Source organism: Lentzea sp. NPDC058436, from assembly GCF_042721515.1.
Lineage (GTDB): Bacteria > Actinomycetota > Actinomycetes > Mycobacteriales > Pseudonocardiaceae > Lentzea.
Genome location: NZ_JBHXLF010000001.1, coordinates 1212193 through 1231231, shown reverse-complemented (window position 1 = coordinate 1231231; position 19039 = coordinate 1212193). Strand labels below are relative to the sequence as shown.

The 19039-nt window shown below is 63.9% G+C and carries 18 protein-coding genes and 1 tRNA gene; 7 read left to right on the top strand and 12 right to left on the bottom strand.

The window, feature by feature from the left end:
• Positions 1-6 precede the first annotated feature (6 nt).
• The 5 genes from ACFWN2_RS04750 to ACFWN2_RS04730 all read right to left on the bottom strand — a co-directional run bounded on the left by ACFWN2_RS04750 (position 7) and on the right by ACFWN2_RS04730 (position 4103).
• Positions 7-897 (bottom strand): glutaminase, encoded by an 891-nt coding sequence (locus ACFWN2_RS04750; RefSeq protein ID WP_382424915.1) that lies wholly within the window; start codon positions 895-897, stop codon positions 7-9.
• A gap of 51 nt (positions 898-948) precedes the next feature.
• A complete protein-coding gene (locus tag ACFWN2_RS04745; RefSeq protein WP_382424914.1) occupies positions 949-1542 on the bottom strand; it encodes a DUF6801 domain-containing protein in 594 nt (197 codons plus the stop codon).
• Positions 1543-1686: 144 nt separating this feature from the next.
• Positions 1687-2820, bottom strand: coding sequence for a PucR family transcriptional regulator (locus ACFWN2_RS04740; RefSeq protein WP_382424913.1), 1134 nt, complete (start codon positions 2818-2820; stop codon positions 1687-1689).
• Positions 2821-2877: 57 nt separating this feature from the next.
• Positions 2878-3540, bottom strand: a complete 663-nt coding sequence (locus tag ACFWN2_RS04735) for a GAP family protein (RefSeq protein ID WP_382424912.1) — start codon at positions 3538-3540, stop codon at positions 2878-2880.
• On the bottom strand, positions 3537-4103 hold the full coding sequence (locus tag ACFWN2_RS04730; RefSeq protein WP_382424911.1) for a TetR/AcrR family transcriptional regulator: 567 nt from the start codon (positions 4101-4103) through the stop codon (positions 3537-3539). Before ACFWN2_RS04730 ends, ACFWN2_RS04735 begins: the two co-directional genes overlap by 4 nt.
• Before the next feature lie 132 nt (positions 4104-4235).
• On the opposite strand from ACFWN2_RS04730, the gene ACFWN2_RS04725 reads away from it, so the two are divergent.
• The 4 genes from ACFWN2_RS04725 to ACFWN2_RS04710 are packed head-to-tail and all read left to right on the top strand — an operon-like array spanning position 4236 to position 7562.
• Positions 4236-5120: an ABC transporter ATP-binding protein gene (locus ACFWN2_RS04725; protein WP_382424910.1), complete on the top strand. Its 885-nt coding sequence runs from the start codon at positions 4236-4238 to the stop codon at positions 5118-5120.
• Complete coding sequence (locus tag ACFWN2_RS04720) at positions 5117-5824, top strand: ABC transporter permease (protein WP_382424909.1); 708 nt, start codon at positions 5117-5119, stop codon at positions 5822-5824. Before ACFWN2_RS04725 ends, ACFWN2_RS04720 begins: the two co-directional genes overlap by 4 nt.
• Complete coding sequence (locus tag ACFWN2_RS04715) at positions 5797-6960, top strand: sensor histidine kinase (RefSeq protein WP_382424908.1); 1164 nt, start codon at positions 5797-5799, stop codon at positions 6958-6960. The genes ACFWN2_RS04720 and ACFWN2_RS04715 overlap by 28 nt, the downstream gene beginning before the upstream one ends.
• Positions 6957-7562 (top strand): response regulator, encoded by a 606-nt coding sequence (locus ACFWN2_RS04710; RefSeq protein ID WP_382424907.1) that lies wholly within the window; start codon positions 6957-6959, stop codon positions 7560-7562. Before ACFWN2_RS04715 ends, ACFWN2_RS04710 begins: the two co-directional genes overlap by 4 nt.
• Here the strand turns inward: ACFWN2_RS04710 and ACFWN2_RS04705 are convergent.
• Positions 7559-8491 (bottom strand): squalene cyclase, encoded by a 933-nt coding sequence (locus ACFWN2_RS04705; RefSeq protein ID WP_382424906.1) that lies wholly within the window; start codon positions 8489-8491, stop codon positions 7559-7561. The two genes, ACFWN2_RS04710 and ACFWN2_RS04705, sit on opposite strands and share 4 nt — an antisense overlap.
• Before the next feature lie 122 nt (positions 8492-8613).
• On the opposite strand from ACFWN2_RS04705, the gene ACFWN2_RS04700 reads away from it, so the two are divergent.
• A tRNA-Leu gene (locus ACFWN2_RS04700) sits at positions 8614-8699 on the top strand.
• A 351-nt stretch (positions 8700-9050) separates the two neighbouring features.
• Here the strand turns inward: ACFWN2_RS04700 and ACFWN2_RS04695 are convergent.
• The 6 genes from ACFWN2_RS04695 to ACFWN2_RS04670 all read right to left on the bottom strand — a co-directional run bounded on the left by ACFWN2_RS04695 (position 9051) and on the right by ACFWN2_RS04670 (position 17282).
• Positions 9051-9995: a hypothetical protein gene (locus ACFWN2_RS04695; protein ID WP_382424905.1), complete on the bottom strand. Its 945-nt coding sequence runs from the start codon at positions 9993-9995 to the stop codon at positions 9051-9053.
• A 480-nt stretch (positions 9996-10475) separates the two neighbouring features.
• On the bottom strand, positions 10476-13985 hold the full coding sequence (locus ACFWN2_RS04690; RefSeq protein ID WP_382424904.1) for a tetratricopeptide repeat protein: 3510 nt from the start codon (positions 13983-13985) through the stop codon (positions 10476-10478).
• Positions 13986-14199: 214 nt separating this feature from the next.
• A complete protein-coding gene (locus tag ACFWN2_RS04685) occupies positions 14200-14772 on the bottom strand; it encodes a hypothetical protein (protein ID WP_382424903.1) in 573 nt (190 codons plus the stop codon).
• 689 nt (positions 14773-15461) lie between these two features.
• Positions 15462-15758 (bottom strand): hypothetical protein, encoded by a 297-nt coding sequence (locus ACFWN2_RS04680; protein WP_382424902.1) that lies wholly within the window; start codon positions 15756-15758, stop codon positions 15462-15464.
• A gap of 38 nt (positions 15759-15796) precedes the next feature.
• Positions 15797-16912: an ImmA/IrrE family metallo-endopeptidase gene (locus ACFWN2_RS04675; protein ID WP_382424901.1), complete on the bottom strand. Its 1116-nt coding sequence runs from the start codon at positions 16910-16912 to the stop codon at positions 15797-15799.
• A 34-nt stretch (positions 16913-16946) separates the two neighbouring features.
• Positions 16947-17282: a hypothetical protein gene (locus ACFWN2_RS04670; protein ID WP_382424900.1), complete on the bottom strand. Its 336-nt coding sequence runs from the start codon at positions 17280-17282 to the stop codon at positions 16947-16949.
• Positions 17283-17451: 169 nt separating this feature from the next.
• Between ACFWN2_RS04670 and ACFWN2_RS04665 the strand changes: the two genes are divergently transcribed.
• Together ACFWN2_RS04665 and ACFWN2_RS04660 are read left to right on the top strand one after the other, a co-directional pair.
• On the top strand, positions 17452-17697 hold the full coding sequence (locus ACFWN2_RS04665; RefSeq protein WP_382424899.1) for a DUF2188 domain-containing protein: 246 nt from the start codon (positions 17452-17454) through the stop codon (positions 17695-17697).
• Between the two features lie 130 nt (positions 17698-17827).
• Positions 17828-19033, top strand: coding sequence for an SAVED domain-containing protein (locus ACFWN2_RS04660; RefSeq protein ID WP_382424898.1), 1206 nt, complete (start codon positions 17828-17830; stop codon positions 19031-19033).
• Positions 19034-19039 lie beyond the last annotated feature (6 nt).

Below are 19039 nucleotides of genomic sequence, written 5' to 3'. Positions count from 1 at the left end.
CATCCGTCAGAACACGGACCAGCCTGTGAGAGTGGTGAAACGGTCCAGCGCGTCGACCCCGGCGACGGAGTTGCCGCGCGCGTCCAATCCTGGACTCCACACGCAGATCGCGCACTTCCCTGGGACGACGGCGATGATCCCGCCGCCGACGCCGCTCTTGCCGGGCAGGCCGACGCGGTAGGCGAACTGGCCGGCGGCGTCGTAGGTGCCGCACGTGAGCATGACCGCGTTGACGCGCTTGGCCCCGCTGACGTTCAGCAACCGGGTGCCGTCGTTGCGGACGCCGTGGCGGGCGAGGAAGAGGGTGGCCTTGGCGAGGTCCGAGCAGCTCATCGCGATCGAACACTGCCGCACGTACTCGTGCACCACCACGTCGACGGCATTGCGCATGTTGCCGTAGGAGGCCATGAAGTGCGCGAGCGCGCGGTTGCGGTCGCTGTGGTCCATCTCGGACTTGGCGACCTCGGGGTCGATGGTGATCGCCTCGTTGCCGCTCTCCTGCCGCAGGAAGTCGAGGAGGCGGTCGGCCGCGCCGAGGCCGAGGTGGTCGGTGACGACGACGGCGCCCGCGTTGATGAACGGGTTGCGCGGGACGCCCTGCTCGGTCTCCAGCTGCACCAGCGAGTTGAACGGCGACCCGGACGGCTCGCGGCCGACGCGGGTCCACACGTCGTCGTTCTCGGCGAGGGCCAGAGCGAGCGTGAACGCCTTGGAGATGCTCTGGATCGAGAACGGCCTGTCGTGCTGTCCCGCGCGGAAGACCTCGCCGTCCAGTGTCGCGACGGCGAGGCCGAAGGCGTGCGGGTCGATCCTGGCCAGCGCCGGTATGTAGTCGGCCGGCGCGCCACCGGGCGTCACCTCGGCGGCGATGCGGTCCACCAGCTGCTGGAGCTCCATGGCCGCCATCCCATCACGGGACGGGTGCCACGCCACTCGCAGGACCGGGGGCTACGCCACCTGGAACTCGTAGAACTTGGTGACCTGGCCCGCCTTGACGGTGCACGGGACGTGGACGACGCCGATCCAGGTCGGCTCGCCGTTCTGGTAGCGCGGCGTCAGTGCGAGGTCCGCGGTGCCCAGGTTGATCGACGTCGTGCCGGGGTTGGCGAGCGTCAGCGCGGGCAGGCTGCCGCTCGCGACGACCTGGAACGTGCCGGAGTTCGGAACCGGCGTGTTCGGGATGGTCAGCGTCGAGGTCAGGTTCTGGACGCTGCCCGCGTTGTTCACGGCGATGTTCGTGGTGAGGGTGCCGTCGACCGAGCGGCCGCCGATCCACCACAGCGTGTTGCGGACGTCGTCGGAGACGGTCGACGTGACCGTCGTCGAGGCCGGCGCGGTCGGCACGCCGACGGCGGCCGAGTCGGGCAGGTTCGGCGAGTTGACCACCGACGGCACGTCGTGCGTGCCGGCGATCGAGAACTGGCAGGAGTAGGTGATGCTGAGCTCGGCGGTCGCGGCGGAACTGGTGCCGGCCGTCGCCACGCTCAGCGCTCCGGCGACCATGAGGACTGCGGCGGCGCGCGCGAAAAGTCCGGTCTTCATCTGCAGGGACCTCCAGGAGTACGACATTGAACTGCAAGAAGGCGGTGTTGCTTTACTCGCCAGTAAAGTAACCACGCCGCATTCCGGGAGGCAAGCGAAAACGCGCTTTTGTCATCCGCGTGCGAAATGACTTGCGGCGATTTGTCAGTCGCGCAGCAACAAATAGTGCGCGCGCAGGGCGAGTTCGAGCGTGAACCGTTCCTCGGCGTCGTGCATTCGGTCGCCGAACAGTTCGTCCAACTGGTTCACGCGGTAGCGCACGGTCTGCGGGTGCACCTGGAGCCTGGCGGCGACCTCCGGGGCACCACCGCGTGCCGACAGCCAGACCAGCAGCGTCTCGGCGAGCTTGACGCGCTGCCGTTCAGTGAGGGGGGCCAGGGGCGCCAGCGCGCGTTGTGCCAGCTGCCGCGCCAGGAACTCGTCGGCGAGCACGGTCAGTTCGACGAGGTGGTCGGCGGCGTGCAGGACCTGCCCGTTGACCAGGGCGAGCACCCGTCGCGCCGAGGCCAGCGACCTGGGCGCGTCCTGCGGTTCGACGGGCACACCGACGGCCGCTCTCCAGCCGGCCCTGCGCAACCACCGCGCACCGGCCACCGGGTTCGGCACGAGCAGGTACGGCTCGGCGTCCTCGAAGTCGACCAGGACGTCGGGGGGCAGGTCGTCCGCGGGCGCGGCGGGCGGCTCCAGCGCCACGGCCGCCAGCCGTTCGGGCATCGGCCACGCCGCCGCCCGCGCCGCGTCGAGCACCGCCTGCCAGTTGCCCGCGGGATCACCGACGAGCAGCTCCATCAGCTTGCGCCGCTTGCGTTCCAGGGTGCCTGCCGCACTCGCCTGCGCCGCCGCGTACCCCTCGACGGACAGGCTCACCAGTTCGTCGACGTGCGCGATCATCGCCTCGCCGAGCACGGACATCTCGCGCAGCGACAGCTCCCGTTGCTCGGCGAACCCGCAGACGTGCCGCCAGGCCACCCGCGCCCCGATGCGGTAGGCGGCCTGCAGGCTGTCGAGGCTGCGTCCGGACTTGAACTCCCACGCGCCGAGCTTGCGGTGGATGTCGTCGTGCGGGTCGGGCTCGGAGTCCGGCGAGGCGATGCGGTCGACGAACTTGACCAACGCCTGCCGGATTCCGTCGACCACGTTCTCACGAAAGTCGCTGTATTCCGGAATGGCTTTCTCGATGGCGTCGAAAATGCTCACCGCGACCGGCGCCACTTCCATTCGGAGCAGCGGCGCCAGTGCGCGCGGGACCGATCTGCGCGGATCGTCGAGCCCGGTCACCTCGCGAGTGTAGAAGCGAAACGAAACCGGGTCGTTCAGCCAACCGGATCAACTGCTTCACACGAAGAACAGCCGCGCTATCGCGTCGCGCGCCACGAGGAACCCGGCGATGCCGAGGATCCACCCCGTCATGCCCGCACCCTTCTCGGCGAACCACGTGCTGATCTTCGTCAGGAACGGTTCGATCCTCGTGCGCAGGGCGATCCTGCCGCCGAGCAGCAGCAGCGCCGGCAGGATCATGACCAGGCAGTACCCGGCCAGCAGCAGCCCGATCTGACCCGCGCTCAGGTCGGCGGAGCTCATCATGCCGATCGCACCCAGGTACGGCAGCATCGTCGCGAGCTCGACCACGCCCGCCAGCACCGCGACCCCCGCGAGCGCCATGGTCGACCCGCTGGCCCGGTTCTGCCACTTCACCGTGTCGAGCTTCTTCTTGCCGTCGAAGCGGAAGCTCACCGCGAACAGCAGCACGCCGATCACCAGTTGGCCCCACAGGACCACTTGACCGTCGAGCCGGTCGATCAGCTGCGAGGCGCCGAGGACGATGAGGACGCCCACGGTGAAGTAGAAGACGGTGATCATTCCGAGGTAGACGGCGAACCTGCTCAGCTTCAGCCTGCCCGGCGTCAGCATCAGCCAGATCGGGACGAAGAGCGTCCCGATGCTCGTCGAGTCGAGCAGCGCCAGCCCCACCAGCGCCGCCACCAGTCCCAGTGTCACGTGCTCCCCCACAGTCGTTCGAGGTGGCGTGCGATCACGCGCTCCGCCACCTCCTCGGTCATCTCGTCCGGTTCCAGCGCCCGTTGCGCCGTCACCCCGTCCACCAGTGCCGCGAGCCCGACGGCTTCCCCGCCGTCCAGGCCCTCGGCCTCCAGCACGTGCCTGCACAGGTCCCTGACCACGCGTGCGCCTTGCTTGTGCCGTTCGAGCAACACGGGATTCGCTGCCGCCCTCGCCGCGAACGCGAGCCACACCCGTGCGCGTGCCGCGTCACCCACGAGCGCGATGGCGCACAACGCCTCACACAGCCGGTCCTGAAAGCTCCCCTCCCGGTCGAGGACCCCCTGCACGCTCGCCGTCAGTTCCTCCACGAGCTGGTCCTGCGCGAACAGCAGCAGCTCGTCCTTGCTGCGGAAGTACTTCTGCAGCAGGCCCGTCGTGGCGTTCAGCTCCCTGGCGATCCTGGGCAGGCTCGCCGCGTCCAGCCCCTCGGCGTCGACCACCCGGTAGAGGGCGGCCACCACCTGCTGACGCCGTTCGGCGGGGTCCGCTTGTTTTGGCACAGTCGTGAGATTACGACCTTAATCCAAAGACCGCAACTCCCCCGCACCCAGCCGGCTCTCATGACATCTGTCATGGGGAACTGATGTGGGACGGCACTGCCGGGCGCCGGTGTTTCCCGAGATCGTTCTTGTATGACAGCGATCGAGGTGCGGGGGCTGACTCGCCGGTACAGCGGAGGTTTCGAAGCTGTGCGCGGTGTGTCCTTCGAGGTCGAGCGGGGCGAGATGTTCGCCCTGCTCGGTACGAACGGTGCGGGGAAGACCTCGACCGTGGAGGTGGTGGAAGGGCTCTCACGTCCGGCAGAGGGGACCGTGCGTGTGCTCGGCCACGACCCGTTCGAGGAACGTTCGTCCGTGCGGCCGCGGATGGGCGTGATGTTGCAGGAAGGCGGTTTCCCGCCCGACCTCACGGTGACCGAGGCGACGAAAATGTGGGCGGGGACGCTGACCTCGCCCCGGCCCGTCGAGGAGGCGCTGACCCTCGTCGACCTGGCTCACCGGTCCTCGGTGCGGGTGAAGCAGCTCTCCGGCGGCGAGCGGCGGCGGCTCGACCTCGCGCTCGCGTTGCTGGGCAGGCCGGAGGTGCTGTTCCTCGACGAGCCGACCACCGGCCTCGACCCGGAGAGCCGGCGCAACACGTGGGAGCTGATCCGCTCCCTGCTGCGCGACGGCGTGACCGTGCTGCTGACGACGCACTACCTGGAGGAGGCGCAGGCGCTGGCCGACCGGCTGGCGATCATGCACCGCGGCCGGATCGTCGCGCAGGGGACGGTGTCCGAGGTGGTCGACGCGTACCCGTCACGCATCTCGTTCGTGCCGCCGGCGGGGGTGTCGCTGCCGGTCGTGGCGGACGCGGACTCATCGGGTCGCGTGACCGTGCGGACGAACGAGCTGCAGTCGACGCTGCACGAGCTTCTCTTGTGGGCACAGCACAACAACGTGGAACTGTCCGGTTTGGACGCCCGTTCGGCGTCGCTCGAAGAGGCGTTCCTGGCGATCGCGGAGGAGGCGGCATGAGGGCCGTGGCTGTGGGACAGGCCGAGCTGAAGTTGTTCTGGCGCAACCGGACCGCGCTGTTCAACTCGCTGCTGCTGCCGTTGTTGCTGGTGCCGGTGCTGATCTCGGTGGACGCCGAGGGCGTGCCGCTGGTCGTCGGCCTGGTCGGGTTCGCGCTGCTCATGGCGGTGTACTACAACCTCGTCACCACGTTCGTCGCCCGGCGCGAGGAGCTCGTGCTCAAGCGCCTGCGCGTCGGCGAGCTCACCGACCCGGAGATCCTCGTCGGCGCGGCTCTGCCGTCCGTCGTGGTGGCCCTGGGCCAGATGGTGCTGTACTGCGTGGTCGTCGGGGTGATCACCGGCGTCGAACTGCCGTCCAGGCCGTGGTTCCTGCTCCTGGGCGTGCTCGGCGGCGTCGCGGTCTTCGTGCTGCTGGCCGCGGCCTCCTCGGCGTTCACCCGGACCGTCGAGATGGCGCAGGTGACGTCGTTGCCGATCCTGATGGCGTGCCTGTTCGGCTCCGGCCTGATGTTCCCGCTCTCCGCACTGCCAGAGGTCCTCGGGAGGGTGCTGCAGTACCTGCCGCTGACCCCGGTGCTGGAGCTCCTGCGCGCGGGCTGGGCCGACGGCCCGGTGCTCAAGCCGTTGATCGTCCTGGCGGTGTGGATCGGCCTGGGGACCTACGCTGTGCAGCGGTGGTTCAGGTGGGACCCGCGGAGGTGAACTTGTTCGGCTGGTGGCGGTCCCGTGGCAGCGCGGCGCGGTTCGACCTGTTCGTCCGCTACACGTTCTACCTGAGCTTCGTGTTCCTGCCACCGCTCGTGCTCCTCGGCCTGGCCCCGGAGATCAGCACCACGGCGATGGTCGTCGTCATCGCGGCCCTGCTGGCCAACGGCTACCTGGGCATCCGCCTGGCCCACTTCGGCATCGAGCACCACCTGGGCAGGGCGCCGTACCCCCGCCGCCAGCTGACGATCTACGTCGCCGCCACCTGCGTCGCCGTCGCCGCCGGGCAACTGGTCTACCCGGACCCGTTGCCCGGCAAGCCGGACAGCCCCGGCGACGGCATCTCGGTGATCTTCCTGATCCTGATGATCACGTCCCTGTCCGCCGTCTGCCGCCCGCGAACCCTCATGCTCGTGGCCCTGGCGGGCGGCGCCTGGATGTTCCTCACCGCACCACCGGGCCACGCGCTGTTCATCACCGTCATGCTGCAGTTCCTCGTAGCCGCGTTCCGCTCGACCCTGTGGATGCTCAGCGTCGTCTGGGAACTGGACCGCTCCCGCGAAGTCCGCGCCAACCTGGCCGTGGCCGAAGAACGCCTGCGCTTCGCCCGAGACCTCCACGACGTGGTGGGCCGCAACCTCTCAGTGGTAGCGCTGAAGGCGGACCTGGCAGCCCAACTGGCGCGCCGCGGCCGTGACACGGCGATCGACGAGATGCTCGAAGTCCGCCGCATAGCCCACGAGTCCCTCGACGAACTCCGAGCCGTCGTGAGCGGCTACCGAACCGCAGACCTCTCCGCGGAACTGGCAGGAGCCCGCTCGTTGCTGGCCTCGGCCGGCATCGACTGCCGGGTGATCGGCGACGTCACGTTCGACGGCGAACCGGCGGGCGCCCTGGGCTGGGCGGTCCGCGAGGGCGTGACCAACGTCCTGCGCCACAGCGAGGCCCGTTCGTGCACGATCACGTTGCGCGGCAAGGTACTGACCATGACCAACGACGGCGTCTCCCTGGCTTCGTTCCGCTTCGGCAGCGGCCTGACAGGCCTCCACGAACGCATAGCGGCCCTCGGCGGCTCCGTGACGGCGAGCCCAGAACCCCCGAACCGCTTCGTCCTGACCGTGGAGCTCCCGTGATCCGCATCCTCCTGGCAGACGACGAACACCTCATCCGAGGCGCCATGGCCGCCCTCCTGTCCCTGGAGGACGACCTGGAAGTGGTCGCCCAGGCGGCAACAGGCGCGGAAGCCCTGGCCACAGCCCGAGTGGTCCGCCCGGACGTGGCCGTGATCGACCTGCAGATGCCAGACCTGGACGGCGTCTCGGTAGCCCAGTCCCTGGCTCAAGAGCTGCCTTCGTGCTCAACGATGATCGTCACGAGCCACGGCCGCCCAGGCCACCTGAAGCGAGCACTGGCAGCCGGAGTCCGAGGCTTCCTGCCAAAAACCGTCTCCTCAGACGTCCTCGCCACCGTGGTACGAACCGTCCACACAGGCGGCCGCTACGTGGACCCAGCCCTAGCCGCAGAGGCAATCAGCGCAGGCGACAGCCCCCTGACCCCAAGAGAAGCAGACGTACTAGAACTGGCTTTGGAAGGCGCCCCCATCGACGAAATAGCCCGCCGCGCCTCCCTCTCCCCAGGCACAGTCCGCAACTACCTCTCCTCAGCAGTGGGCAAAACGGGAGCCTCGAACCGTCACGAAGCAGCCCGCTTCGCCAGAGCCAGAGGCTGGATCTAACGATCCCACCACTCAAGCACCCGCAAGGCATAAAACGTCAGCCACCTGGACGGCTCCCCAGCGGCAACATCGGTCTCGAACCACACCCGCCCAGGATGCCGCCCACCCTGCAGCCAAGTCCCATCAGCCTGCCGAGCACCACGGATGACCTCAACGGCCTCAGCCATCCGAGAACCCCGCCGCCCAGCAGCCCGGAAGTACTCCATGGCGTTCAAAACGCTATAGCCCCAACGAAACGGCGACCGAAACGTAGTCGCCCACTCCCCCACAACCTCCGAAGTGGACAAGCGCCTCATCAACCCCCGCTCAAGCAGGTACTCCTCCCCAAGCCCCCGAGCAGCCCGACTCTCCACAGTCCCACCAGTAGCCAACTCGTGCGCCAACAACCCCTTCAACGAGTTGAGCGTCGAATGAAACGAAGACCGAACCGACCCCTCAACCCACTCGCAGTTCCACCCACCATCCCCGAGCTGGTGCTCCACGAACCACGAGGCGATCCCATCAACAGGCACCCCAAGCCACACCCCGTTGGCCAAGGTCCAGGAGTTGATGCAGCAGTCAACCTCCCCACCCCAGTAGGGCAGCCCCTGGTACTCCCACCGACACCCGGCGTCCAGCAACTCGACAGTCCGCCGCTCCACCAGCACGGCCGGATCAAGCCCCCACTCCCGTAACGACGTCAGAGACCAGGTGGTAGCCGTCCAAGGCTGCCCCTCCTCCGTCCCGTCAAAGCCGGCGGGAAAGAAGGCCCCACCAGCCCACATCCCGTCGTCCCCCTGAGCGGCCAACAACCGAGCCCCAAACCCCTCAACGGCCACCAGCGCCCGAGTGGCCCGCCAAACCTCCTCAGGCGCCCCCACCAGATCCCGCTCAACCTGCCACCGCAACGCAGGGTCAGCCTCAAGCAACCACGCAGTCAGCTCACGCACCCAACGACCCTAGCCAACCCCTACCAGCACAAACAGGCGCGCAGCCCCCCGATTTTGGCCCGCACCGACGATCATGTAATCTAGGCACACACCACGGCGCGAGCCGAGGCAGAACTAAATACGTCCGGGTGGCGGAATGGCAGACGCGCTAGCTTGAGGTGCTAGTCCCCGAAAGGGGGTGGGGGTTCAAGTCCCCCCTCGGACACCAGCGTTATTCACCCCCACGGGGTTGATGGAAACATCAGCTTCGTGGGGGTTTTGCTTGTACCGGACTTGCAGGTCTATCGCTTCGTACAGCTCTTCGAGTCTCGTCGGTGCGTGACCTCGCAGCGCAGCGCTGACATCTCAGCTCCTCGTCGACTGCTGCCGCCAGACCGGCGTCGGTCCTCGCGAACCGCGACACCCCCGGTCAGACCTCGACAACTACTCAAGCGGCGTCAGGAGCGCAGCGAGGAACGCCCTGTCCTCAGGCCAGAGTTGAGGACGTCGGTCACCGAGTTGGCGCTGCAAGACGGTGAGTTGGTGGCGAAGAGCAAGAATCTCAACGTCCTTCTCGCGGTCAGTCAGTGGCAGTAGCCGCAGCGCGGCGAAGGCGTGGGTCATGGCAAGGCAAGCAAAGCGGACCAGCACGGGGCACCATCATGCCCGACGACCACCTGCCACACACCGAGGCCCGCGACCTGCACGGACGTACTTTTCGGCACGCACAGGCCGAGGCCTGCGCGACCAGCGCCACCAGATGCTCGTGCCGGACGCGAAGATCGGAGTTGGTGCGCCCCGGCTCGCTCAGACGCCGCGCCAAGGCATCGGCGCCGAGCAGGCTCCGCGCGAGCGCGCCGAGCTGAATGATCGCATTGGAATTGGTAGACACCGCCAGGACGGTCCGCCACCTCCCCGCGGACACCGCAGGCCAATGGCCGGTGACGATGGCGAGGAAGTCCCGGATCAACGGAATCGAGGTGCTGTCGCTTGCGGTAAGGGCGGGACTTCTGCGCACGGCGATCGAGGCGTGATGTGTCTGCCCATGATGATCGCGTCCCACAACAAGAATGTCGTCGCCATCGCTTGAATCGCTGGCCTGCAACCGGATCGTGTCGACGGCCACCGAGTCGCCGAGCTCGGTAAGCGCCTCGCCAACAAGAAAGCTGGCAATCAAGCATGCCGCGTAGGAGTGTTCCAGGCGCGTGCCGCCACCACCCGTGGAGTACGGACTGGCACCCGCCCCCGTCGTCGCCTCTTCGGTCAGCGTCTCCTGCAGCCAGGCGCTGATGGCCGGATGGGACGCCTCGAGCTGCCACAGCGTCGCCCGTCCAGATCGCGCCGAGGTCACATGGCCAGCGGCGGCCAAAATGGATAGTGCGTCGTTGGCGGTGCCCGGCGCGACATTGAGAGCCGCCGTGACCTTGCGGCCCGACAGCGGATCAGTGCTGTGCGCAAGCACGCCCAAGACTTTGTACGCTGCCTCGCTCAACGTCGCCTGGAGGGTCTCTGCGGCAGATGCCATGACCGAACCCTAAAAGCGCTATGTCCAGATTTCCTGGACATAGAAGCCGATGTTGACGCGAAAGAGTGAACAAGCTCGATTCGCCCGCACGGAAGCCATGACGCATCACCCCGACACGGGACTGCTCCGTCCAGGGCGCTCGGCATCGGCCTGATCCTGGTTGATCCCTCGGCCTGCCAGTTGATGGTGATCGCATGCAGACCCGTCCCGCTGTCATAGCGCACTCACGACAGCTTCCCAGCGTGGCAGTGGGCCGGCTGGGACGTCCTCTCGGCATGATGTCCCAGCCGGCCTCGCCCCGCTTGCCCCTGCTCAGAGCACTAGCCACGTGTCCCACGCACCCGTCCCGGGCTCGTACAGCGGCGAGCACCGCGCCGAGTTGACTGGTTCTCGGGTGTGAAGTCCTCGTAGCCGAAGCACTATCTATCCGCCAATAGCACAGCCAACACGAGCAATCGCATTGTAAGGTCACATCAGGCATCAATTACCACCCTTATCAACGAGCAACTGCTTTACTGCACTAGCGTGCTCCAGGAGGCCCTCTGCTTCAAAAATTTCTAGTGCGGATTGCCAATGGCCGATCGCTTCCTGGCGCGCACTCTGTGCGTCAGCAATTTCCGCCAGATTCATCAAGGCTGCACCAAGGTACACATTATCGCCCAAATCTCGGAAAACGCCTGCAGCGCCCATGCAAGCCTGCCTTGCTTCATCGTCTCTCCCTGAATCATGAAGAATCACGCCCAAATCGTTAAGAGCCGCACCCTCCCTCGACTTGTCGCCCACACCGGAAGCCACTCCTGCAGCCATTCTCATACCGGCAATCGCCTTATCATGATTACCGATAGCCAAATAGGCATGGCTTAGGTGCATCAACACCTCCGATTCAAATTCAAAGAACCCGGCGTCACGGCAAACTTTAAGCGCCTTCCTGTACGCGCCGATCGCGCCAATAAAATCCTTCAGTTCACAAAAAATCGCACCTTGCTCATCAAATACTGCCGCCTCTTCTGCTGCGAGGTCGGCACGCCTGTACGCACCAGACGCTTGGGTCAATATGTTTATAGCATCTTGCAGCTCACCCAGTCTTCCGTAACATTGCGCTAGAATCGCTAACACCTTGGCCTCATCGACAGCGCTCTCGAGTTCAGAGAATATAGCCAACGCCCTTTTCGCATCATCCATTGCTTCGTGATCTCTACCATCGCAATATAGAGCGTGCGCTCGCGCACCCAGTGCAACTGCACTGTGGTAGCGATCACCAAGGCTGTCGAACAATTCAACCGCAGAGTGGCCAACTTTAGCGGCCTTCCTAAAGTCACGGGCTTCAACTAGCGCCTGACTTAGGTTTAGCAGTGCGGTACACCGACCGAACGTATCGGCGCACTCTTCAAAAATCCTAATAGCAGCCTCATGCGCCGACGCCGAATCTTTTGGCATACCTTTAGCGCGGTACACCAGACCGATATTGTTCCAGGACATTGCCAAGCCACTCTTGTTGCCATCCCTTTGATATAGCTCGAGCGCCTTGCGGTGTGCATCTAATGCTTGATCCAACTCTTCCAAATATCGTAGATCTAATCCTAGGTTATTTAGCGAATTTGCCTCCAGGTCGAGATCTTTCAACTCTGCGCCAATCAGACTCGCCTTTAGATGCGCGGCTGCCGCTTCATTGAACCTTCTCAGTTGACGGTATGCCAACCCCAAGCTGTTCAAACTTCCTGCTGCCTCCAACCGTTCACCTATCAACGTGAACAAGTCAACAGCGTGCAAGTGAGCTACTACGGCACGATCAAAATAGCGAGCCTCTTGCAGCGCCCGGCCAAGAACCTCCAAAGCAGTAGAAAGTACGGCTGGATGGTCTTTGGATGCATTGACAACGCACTGCGCCGTTTCCAGCCAATCAGCCAAGTAGCGCCGAGCCGAGAAATAATTCGTGAGTGAGAAAGAAAGCGGAGCGGCGTACATGTAGTCACCTACCGTTGCCGCCCACTTGACCAGCGAGATCAGGTTCACACGCTCAATATCAAACCAGTCCAAGGACTGAACGTGTGCGGCAGATTCCTCCCCAGTTTTCTGCACGCGTCGAAGCTGCTGATCGAAACTGTTAGCACGCTCAAGATAGTAGGTTTGAAATCGATTACTGACGACGTCGAAATCCTCCTCTGAAAGAGGTTGATGCTTCACGTATTTCCGCACCAAATCATGCATCGACCAACGTTCCGCCGCAGCGTCAAGAAGATGCGCCTGCTGTAGAATTCGCAACTGAGGCCGAATCCTCGCCGGCGTACTGCCGAGAATTTCGGCAGCAGCCGACGTGCCGATATCAATTCCTGGAACTACCGCAATATATTGCAGTAGTTTGGCAGCTTCGGGATGCTTTACATTTAGTCGCCGCCAGGACACCTCGAACGACGTGGAAATTGCCTGGTCACCGTACACAAGGGCGTCGAGTCCAACTTCGTTCATTTCTTCTTTCAAGTTACGCGCGAGCATATCTACTGTTAGCGAGAGGTCATCAGCTAGAAGCGAACCTGAAATTAGCAAGGCTAGCGGAAGATGCCCGCACAGCCGAGCCAATTCAATAGCCTTCGATTCGTCGACGCGAATTCTTTCATCAACTTTATTTCGTTCCAGAAGGACACTTTCGAGGAGCTCGATAGAACTACAAGGGTCAAGAATCTTCATTGACACCGTTGTGACGGGGCCCAAGTTCAATGTATGCCTCGTCGTAACGATTACTCGATGCTGACCCCCTTTTGGTATGACGTCTAGAATCTGACTACTCTCCGATACACCATCCAAAACGAAGAGAATTCGATCGCCTCGCGAGTCGAATTCGTGGAACAGGCTGTGCAGCATTGAAATCTGGTCCGCGCGATACTCGGGAATCTGAGCACCAGGAACACCAAGCGACCTCAGGATGGGCTCGAGTGCTACTCTCGATTCACCCGAATCTCCTATACTTTCAAAGCCGAAGCGAAGGTGTAGCGCGCCTCCCCGGAACCAGTTATTCGATACTGCCTGGACTGCCACCTGTTCGGCAAGTGCAGATTTACCCACACCTCCCATTCCAACAATCACAGAGACAGTCGGAATTGACCTTTCACCGGAGGATTCTCTCGCAGGCTTCAGTGAGTCGAGCAGAAGGTCAATTTCCAGCTTTCGACCAACAAGTTTTCTAACTGGCGCGCTAATCCCAATAATCGGACTGACGGAAATGGTCGTGCCTTCATGGCGCCGACCAAAGGTTTCTCCGTCGGACGCCGCTGAACGATTGTAATTGTCCCCTGGGCCGATCGCGACTTTCTGACCTAGAGAGCTGCCCTCTCCTTTAACGAGGGTGAAATGCTCGCCAAATTCAACGCGGAGTTTGTCGCAATCGATCCATTCCCGTGATTCAGAAATCTTTTGCATGCGCCATAGCAGCCATCCCCAGCCAGCCTCCGCTTCCCGCCTATCCTCCAGCAATGAGCGGAGGATGGTGATCGCCGATTCATACTGGCTTTCACCATCCTGAAGCTCTACACTGCGAATTAACATAAGGCTGGCGATCCTCCGAATATCGGACTCACCTGCCTCAACGCCATGAACCGAATTATATGAATGATGCAGGTGTCCGACAAGTATGGACAGCGCATGCTCACCGGCCTCTTCTCCTGCCGCCGCATGAGCCAGTGGAAGACCTTCAGGGAGCGTCCGCAGTCGTTCTGTGATACGCCTCATATTCTTGCGAATACTTCCCGAGGCACCGCTATCTGAAGCGATCAGAACGAGATCTTTGGTACGTTCAAGCGGACGACGATGCCCCCCGGGCAGGCCATCAGGAATCCCGTCTCGATCAAGCACAACAACCTGAGCCAGCGCATCGCCAAGAGCAGCCTTCGGCCCAGCTTCCAGCTTAAGCCCTTTCTTGGCCTGTACTAGTAGAAAGCCACCTTCTGTATATATTGCTGCTGCGTCATCGACTGCTAGTTCAGTTTGCGCGCCCACTGATCCCACGGTGCGGCCGCCGGCCCATTCAGGAACACGGCGACCCGACAGCATGTATGACGCAAGCCAAGCGAGGATGCGGACTTCATGTCCAACACCACTCGCTGCCCGTGCACCTCCAGATGAAGACTTCGTCATGGAGCCCCTGCTCGTAAATTTGTTGGTTGGCATTATTTCATGTGCCTTAGCTTCACGCGTACTTCAGAAAAAAGACTCACCTATAAGGAGCGGTGGAAGCTATCAGGCAGGACAGATTCAAACTACGCAGAACGCGAATCTCTAACTGGCGACTATGCCGCTCGCGCAGCGCCACCAGGTCATCCAGGGCTACTTGGATCCACGTCATCAGTCGACGCCGATCTGAAGCCTCTATCAGCGAGTCGTTCGTGGGGGCGAGTACCGAGACCCGCTCCCGCATGCCGGAGTTCAAGATGCCGGGACGGTCGGTGCGCATGCCTTGGACAGTCCGCGCCATAGCAAACCCGATCGGCAGGATGTTCGATGCAGCAGCTCGCCGGTCGATCAAGTCGGCAGAGGACTCTGTCCTCGACGCGACCACTCCCGACCGCGAACTGGTGATCCGCTGGGTGAGCCCTCTCGACTTGATCTGTGAGAACGCGAGAATCGCCAGCAGCGCAAGCACAGCGGTCACGAGCTTGTCGGGGCCGACCAGGCCGGTAATGTCGAGGACTGTGAAGGGCGGCCCCACGAGAGCAAGGACATAGGGGTCGAGGTTATCGTCAGCCACGAACGCTCGGACTCGCTTGATCCACCCTCTGTCGCTCACGGGTAGGAGGGTACGACGAGAGATGCATCTCGGTTCCGAAGATCGGTCAAGTCTCCGCAGTCTGAGCAGGGACGAAGCGCGACTTCGCTCAGTGCGGGCGCTTCGCACCCCGCCAACCGTAGCTTTCGCCGCTTTCCTGGAGCTCCACGTAGGCCATTGCGATGTGCTGAACAGATAGCCATCTCCCAACTCGGTCGTATCTCTCTGATGGTCGAACTGCTTGTCTGGCCAACGGCAATCAAGCGCATGTCACAACGAGAGCCGCCCTAACGATCAGCCCGTGCTGGGCACCGCGAGGCGTGTGGATAGTGTGCACCTCGCCCCTCGGACACGTGGGGGTTCAAGTCGGTAGCGACTTGAACCCTTTTCAGTCTGCGCCGTCGTAGGGAACACGGCCAGAAAGCCCTCGCCTTGGCTCATCTCGCTCGTGTCCACGTCCCAGTCGCCACGCATCCAGCTGAACCGAACGAGCTCTCAGCGCGGAGAAAGTACTTTTCTCCTTGTGTGTTGTCGATCCGATGCTCGCCGGCCGCAGTGGTGTCGAACTGCACCATCTCGCCAAAATATGACCTCGGCCCGTCCTTGGCGAACTTCCGCCTGTCCGCCGCCTTCCGCGTCCAGCCGCCACACACCTTAAGGAACGCATCGACCACTTCCGCGTTCCTCGTAAGCATCTGCAGCTCGCAGCCCTACTTCTTCACGACCACGTCGAACATTTTGGCCAGCCGCCGCTTCTTGAACCGGTGGATGTGACCGTGCTTCTTGAGGAGTTCCAGCACCTCTCGGTGCTGGAGGTCGGCGGGCACCATGAAATCGTTGTGAACCGGGTTCTCCAGATGGCCGTACAGCGGTCCCCGCCGCGCCAGTGCGGAGATGAGCACCTCCACCGGAGGTGAGAGCTGCAGCAACAACCGCAGCGCCAGGTCGATGTCGCTGGTAGCCGATGCGATCCACCCCACGTCTGCCACCGGCACCGGCAGCACCATCAGCGGCCACCTCGCTGCCGAGATCCAACGCCCTGCCGTCACACCAGTTCGTCGAGAATCACCTCGAATCCTTTTTTGAGGCCATTGCCCTCCGACCACGCCAGCGCACCGTCGTGCTGGAGACGGCCGACGATCACGCCTGGTGAGATGCCGACCATCTCTGCGAACTCCTCGATCTTCGTGAACGGCCTGGGCCGACTCCGCAGCCGCTCGTAGTCGTACGAATAGCGTGTGGGGATCAACATCTCTGCCGCGAACCGGTTCGCCTCGTCCTCCGCGGGATCCTCGTCGTACTTCAACGGATCCCCATCCAGGAACGTGAGCCGCTTGCCGTGCAGGAGAACGTGCCCGATTTCGTGGAAGACCGTGAACCAGAACCGATCGTCCTTCTTGTGCCTGTCCGTCAAGGCGATCAGGACCTTCTCCGGGGTAAGCCACCTGGTCGCGCCCGAGACGTGGGTGCCCCGCATGGCCGGCATAAACACGAGCGCGACACCGGCACGTGCGCACAACGCGGGCAGTTCCGTCAGCCAGGACTCCGGGTTCCGGCGGCACAGGGCGCGCATCTCCGGCAGCGACCGGACCAGTTCGTCCCGGCGGAACGGCTGACATTCGACCTGGCGGGCGCGCAGCACCGAGTGACGCAGCCACACGAGCACCGAATAGTCGTTGGGCTCGATCTTCGCCGATCTGCGAAACGCCACCCGGTAGCCCGCCCACAGCTCTTCGGCGAGACCGGGATCAGCAACGCCGAAGAAGTTCAGCAAGCGCCGCAGGTTCTGCACCGACTTCTTCCTGTCCGGCAAGATCTTCCTGACGACCAGTTCCGCCAACGGGAAGTTGTCGAGCCAGTCCAGGTGCTCGCCGAGCTTCTCGTCCTCCGACGCCCGAACCGCTTGCGCTCGCCACGCAGCCTCAAGCCGGTTCCATGCGACCGCAGGCAAACCGGTGACTCGCTCGAGCACCTCTGCGGTCTCCGGTGTCAGGACCGCCGTGCCCTGGATCATCTGGTTGAGGTGCTTCGTCGAGATCCCGGTTCGGCGAGCCAGGTCGGCTTGGGTGATGCCTAGTTCCTCGAGGGTCTCCTTGAGCGTCTCCCCCGGCGAAGCCGACGACTGGGGGGCGTACTCGAGCGGTTCGGCGCCGAGTGTCATCGGATACCTCTCAGATGGTGACTTCCCTGCGTGGTCATGCCGCGACCGCGATGGCCGCCACCACGAGCTCCCGCACTTCGAACTCGTCGAGCCGACCGTCCGGCAAGATCGGAGGCGGATCGTACCGAGGCCGTACCCGAAGATCAGCGACACGCCCGAGCGCGACGAGCAACGATCCGTCACCGCGCGTGGCGTCCTGCCTCAGCCGCACCGCCGGAAATCGCCGCAGTTCAGCCAGGTGGGAGGCGGCAGAAATCTCCCCGAGGCGCTGGCGCAGGGTCGAGGCCAGCGGCTCGCCGTAGACCTGAGCTCGCTCCCTGTCGTCGTTGCAGACGCGTGCGAGCTCAGAACTGCCGAAAAAGATCTTCACCCGACACCTCGGCCTCCTGCGGGTTCCATACACCCGTAGACACCATGTTAGCCTCTGCCCTGGATGGACGTTTCATGCACCTGATAGGTAAATAGAACTTCTCCGATACAGTTCGGCGGTCATGCCGTCGTGGTCTACATGACCCTACTCAAGTCAGGAGGTCACCGAAGTGACCGAGAACGAGCGGCACGTCGTGCCGAACAACGAGCGGGGCGGCTGGGACGTCGTCGCTCCGGGATCCTCGCGAGCGAGCAGCCACCACGAGACCCAGGCCGACGCCATCGCGCGCGGTCGGGAGATCGTCGGCAACGCGGGTGGTGGCGAGCTGCGGATTCACGGTCGCGACGGCCACATCAGGGACAGCGACACCATCGCTCCCGGCAACGACCCGAACCCACCCCGCGACCGCAGGTGAACGTCCACCGCGTACGTCGGCCGGGTGACCCGGCCGACGTACGCGGTTCAGGTCCCTGCTGGCCACCTCGGACGCGGCTGGTCGCGCCGCACATCCACACAGACATGTCTATCGACTGGAAGGTACGCGGATGGGCAACGGCACCCCGTCGGCTACAAGGGCGGTCGGCCCCAGGGGCGAGACCCGCGCCGTCCCCGAGGCCGTCGCCCGGCACGTGTGGGTCAGAGCCGGCGGCCGCTGCACAATCTGCAACCGGTACCTGATGGAGGACAGCGCCACCGGCCAAGAGGTGCCGATCGGCCAGCTGGCGCACATCGTCGGCTGGTCCACCGCCCCCGGTTCGCCGCGTGGCGACCACGACCTGCCCGTCGAGGAACGGAACTCGGCGGAGAACCTGATGCTCCTGTGCCACGACCAGCATCGGGTCATCGACCACAAGAGCCTCTGGGAGGTGTTCGACGTGGACACCTTGCGCGCGATGAAGCGCGACCACGAGGAGCGCATCCGCAGGTTGACCGGCCTCGGTCACGACAACCGCACGACGGTGTTGCGGGTGGTCGGCAACATCCACGGCCGTCCGGTCGAGCTCACCTCCTCCAGCGTGACCACGGCATTGCTGGCGAAGAACCGGTTCCCCGACTGGATTCTGCGCGGCGCCGACGAGTTCGAGATCGACCTTCGCGCCATTCCCGGTGAGTCGGCCAGTAGCCCGGCGTACTGGGCGGCCGCACGCAGCCACCTGGAAGATCGGTTGAGGCATCTGTGCACTCAGGTGCGCAAGGAGTCGGTGAACCACGTCTCGGTGTTCGCGTTGGCCAGGATCCCCGTTCTGGTGCTTCTGGGCACCTACCTGGACAAGATGCTGCAGGTCGACCTCTACCCGAAGCGGCGCGAGGGCAAGCCGGTCTGGGGCTTCGACGAACTCGGCGAGCCGACCCGTTTCACGTCACATCTCCTGCGGCCAGGCAACGATCCGGCGCGCGTCGCCGTGGTGTGCTCGATCTCCGGAAGCGTCGACATCGACCGACTCCCGAGCGACGTACGCGACACCCACTCGATCTACGAGCTGCGACCTGACTCGGTGTTGCCGACACCTGAGCTCATCAACACCCAGGCGACGCTGGACCGCTTCTCCCAGGCGAGGCGCACTCTGCTGTCGACGATCGAAGTCGATCATCCTGGAGTAACGGCCATCCCGATCTTTCCGGCGTTGCCTCCGCCGGCGGCCATCACCATCGGCCGGCACCTCCTGCACGCCGCGCATCCGCCGCTGCACATCTACGACCGCATGCCCGGCTCACCCGACTACATCTTCGCCACCAGCACCGAATTCTGACCTGCG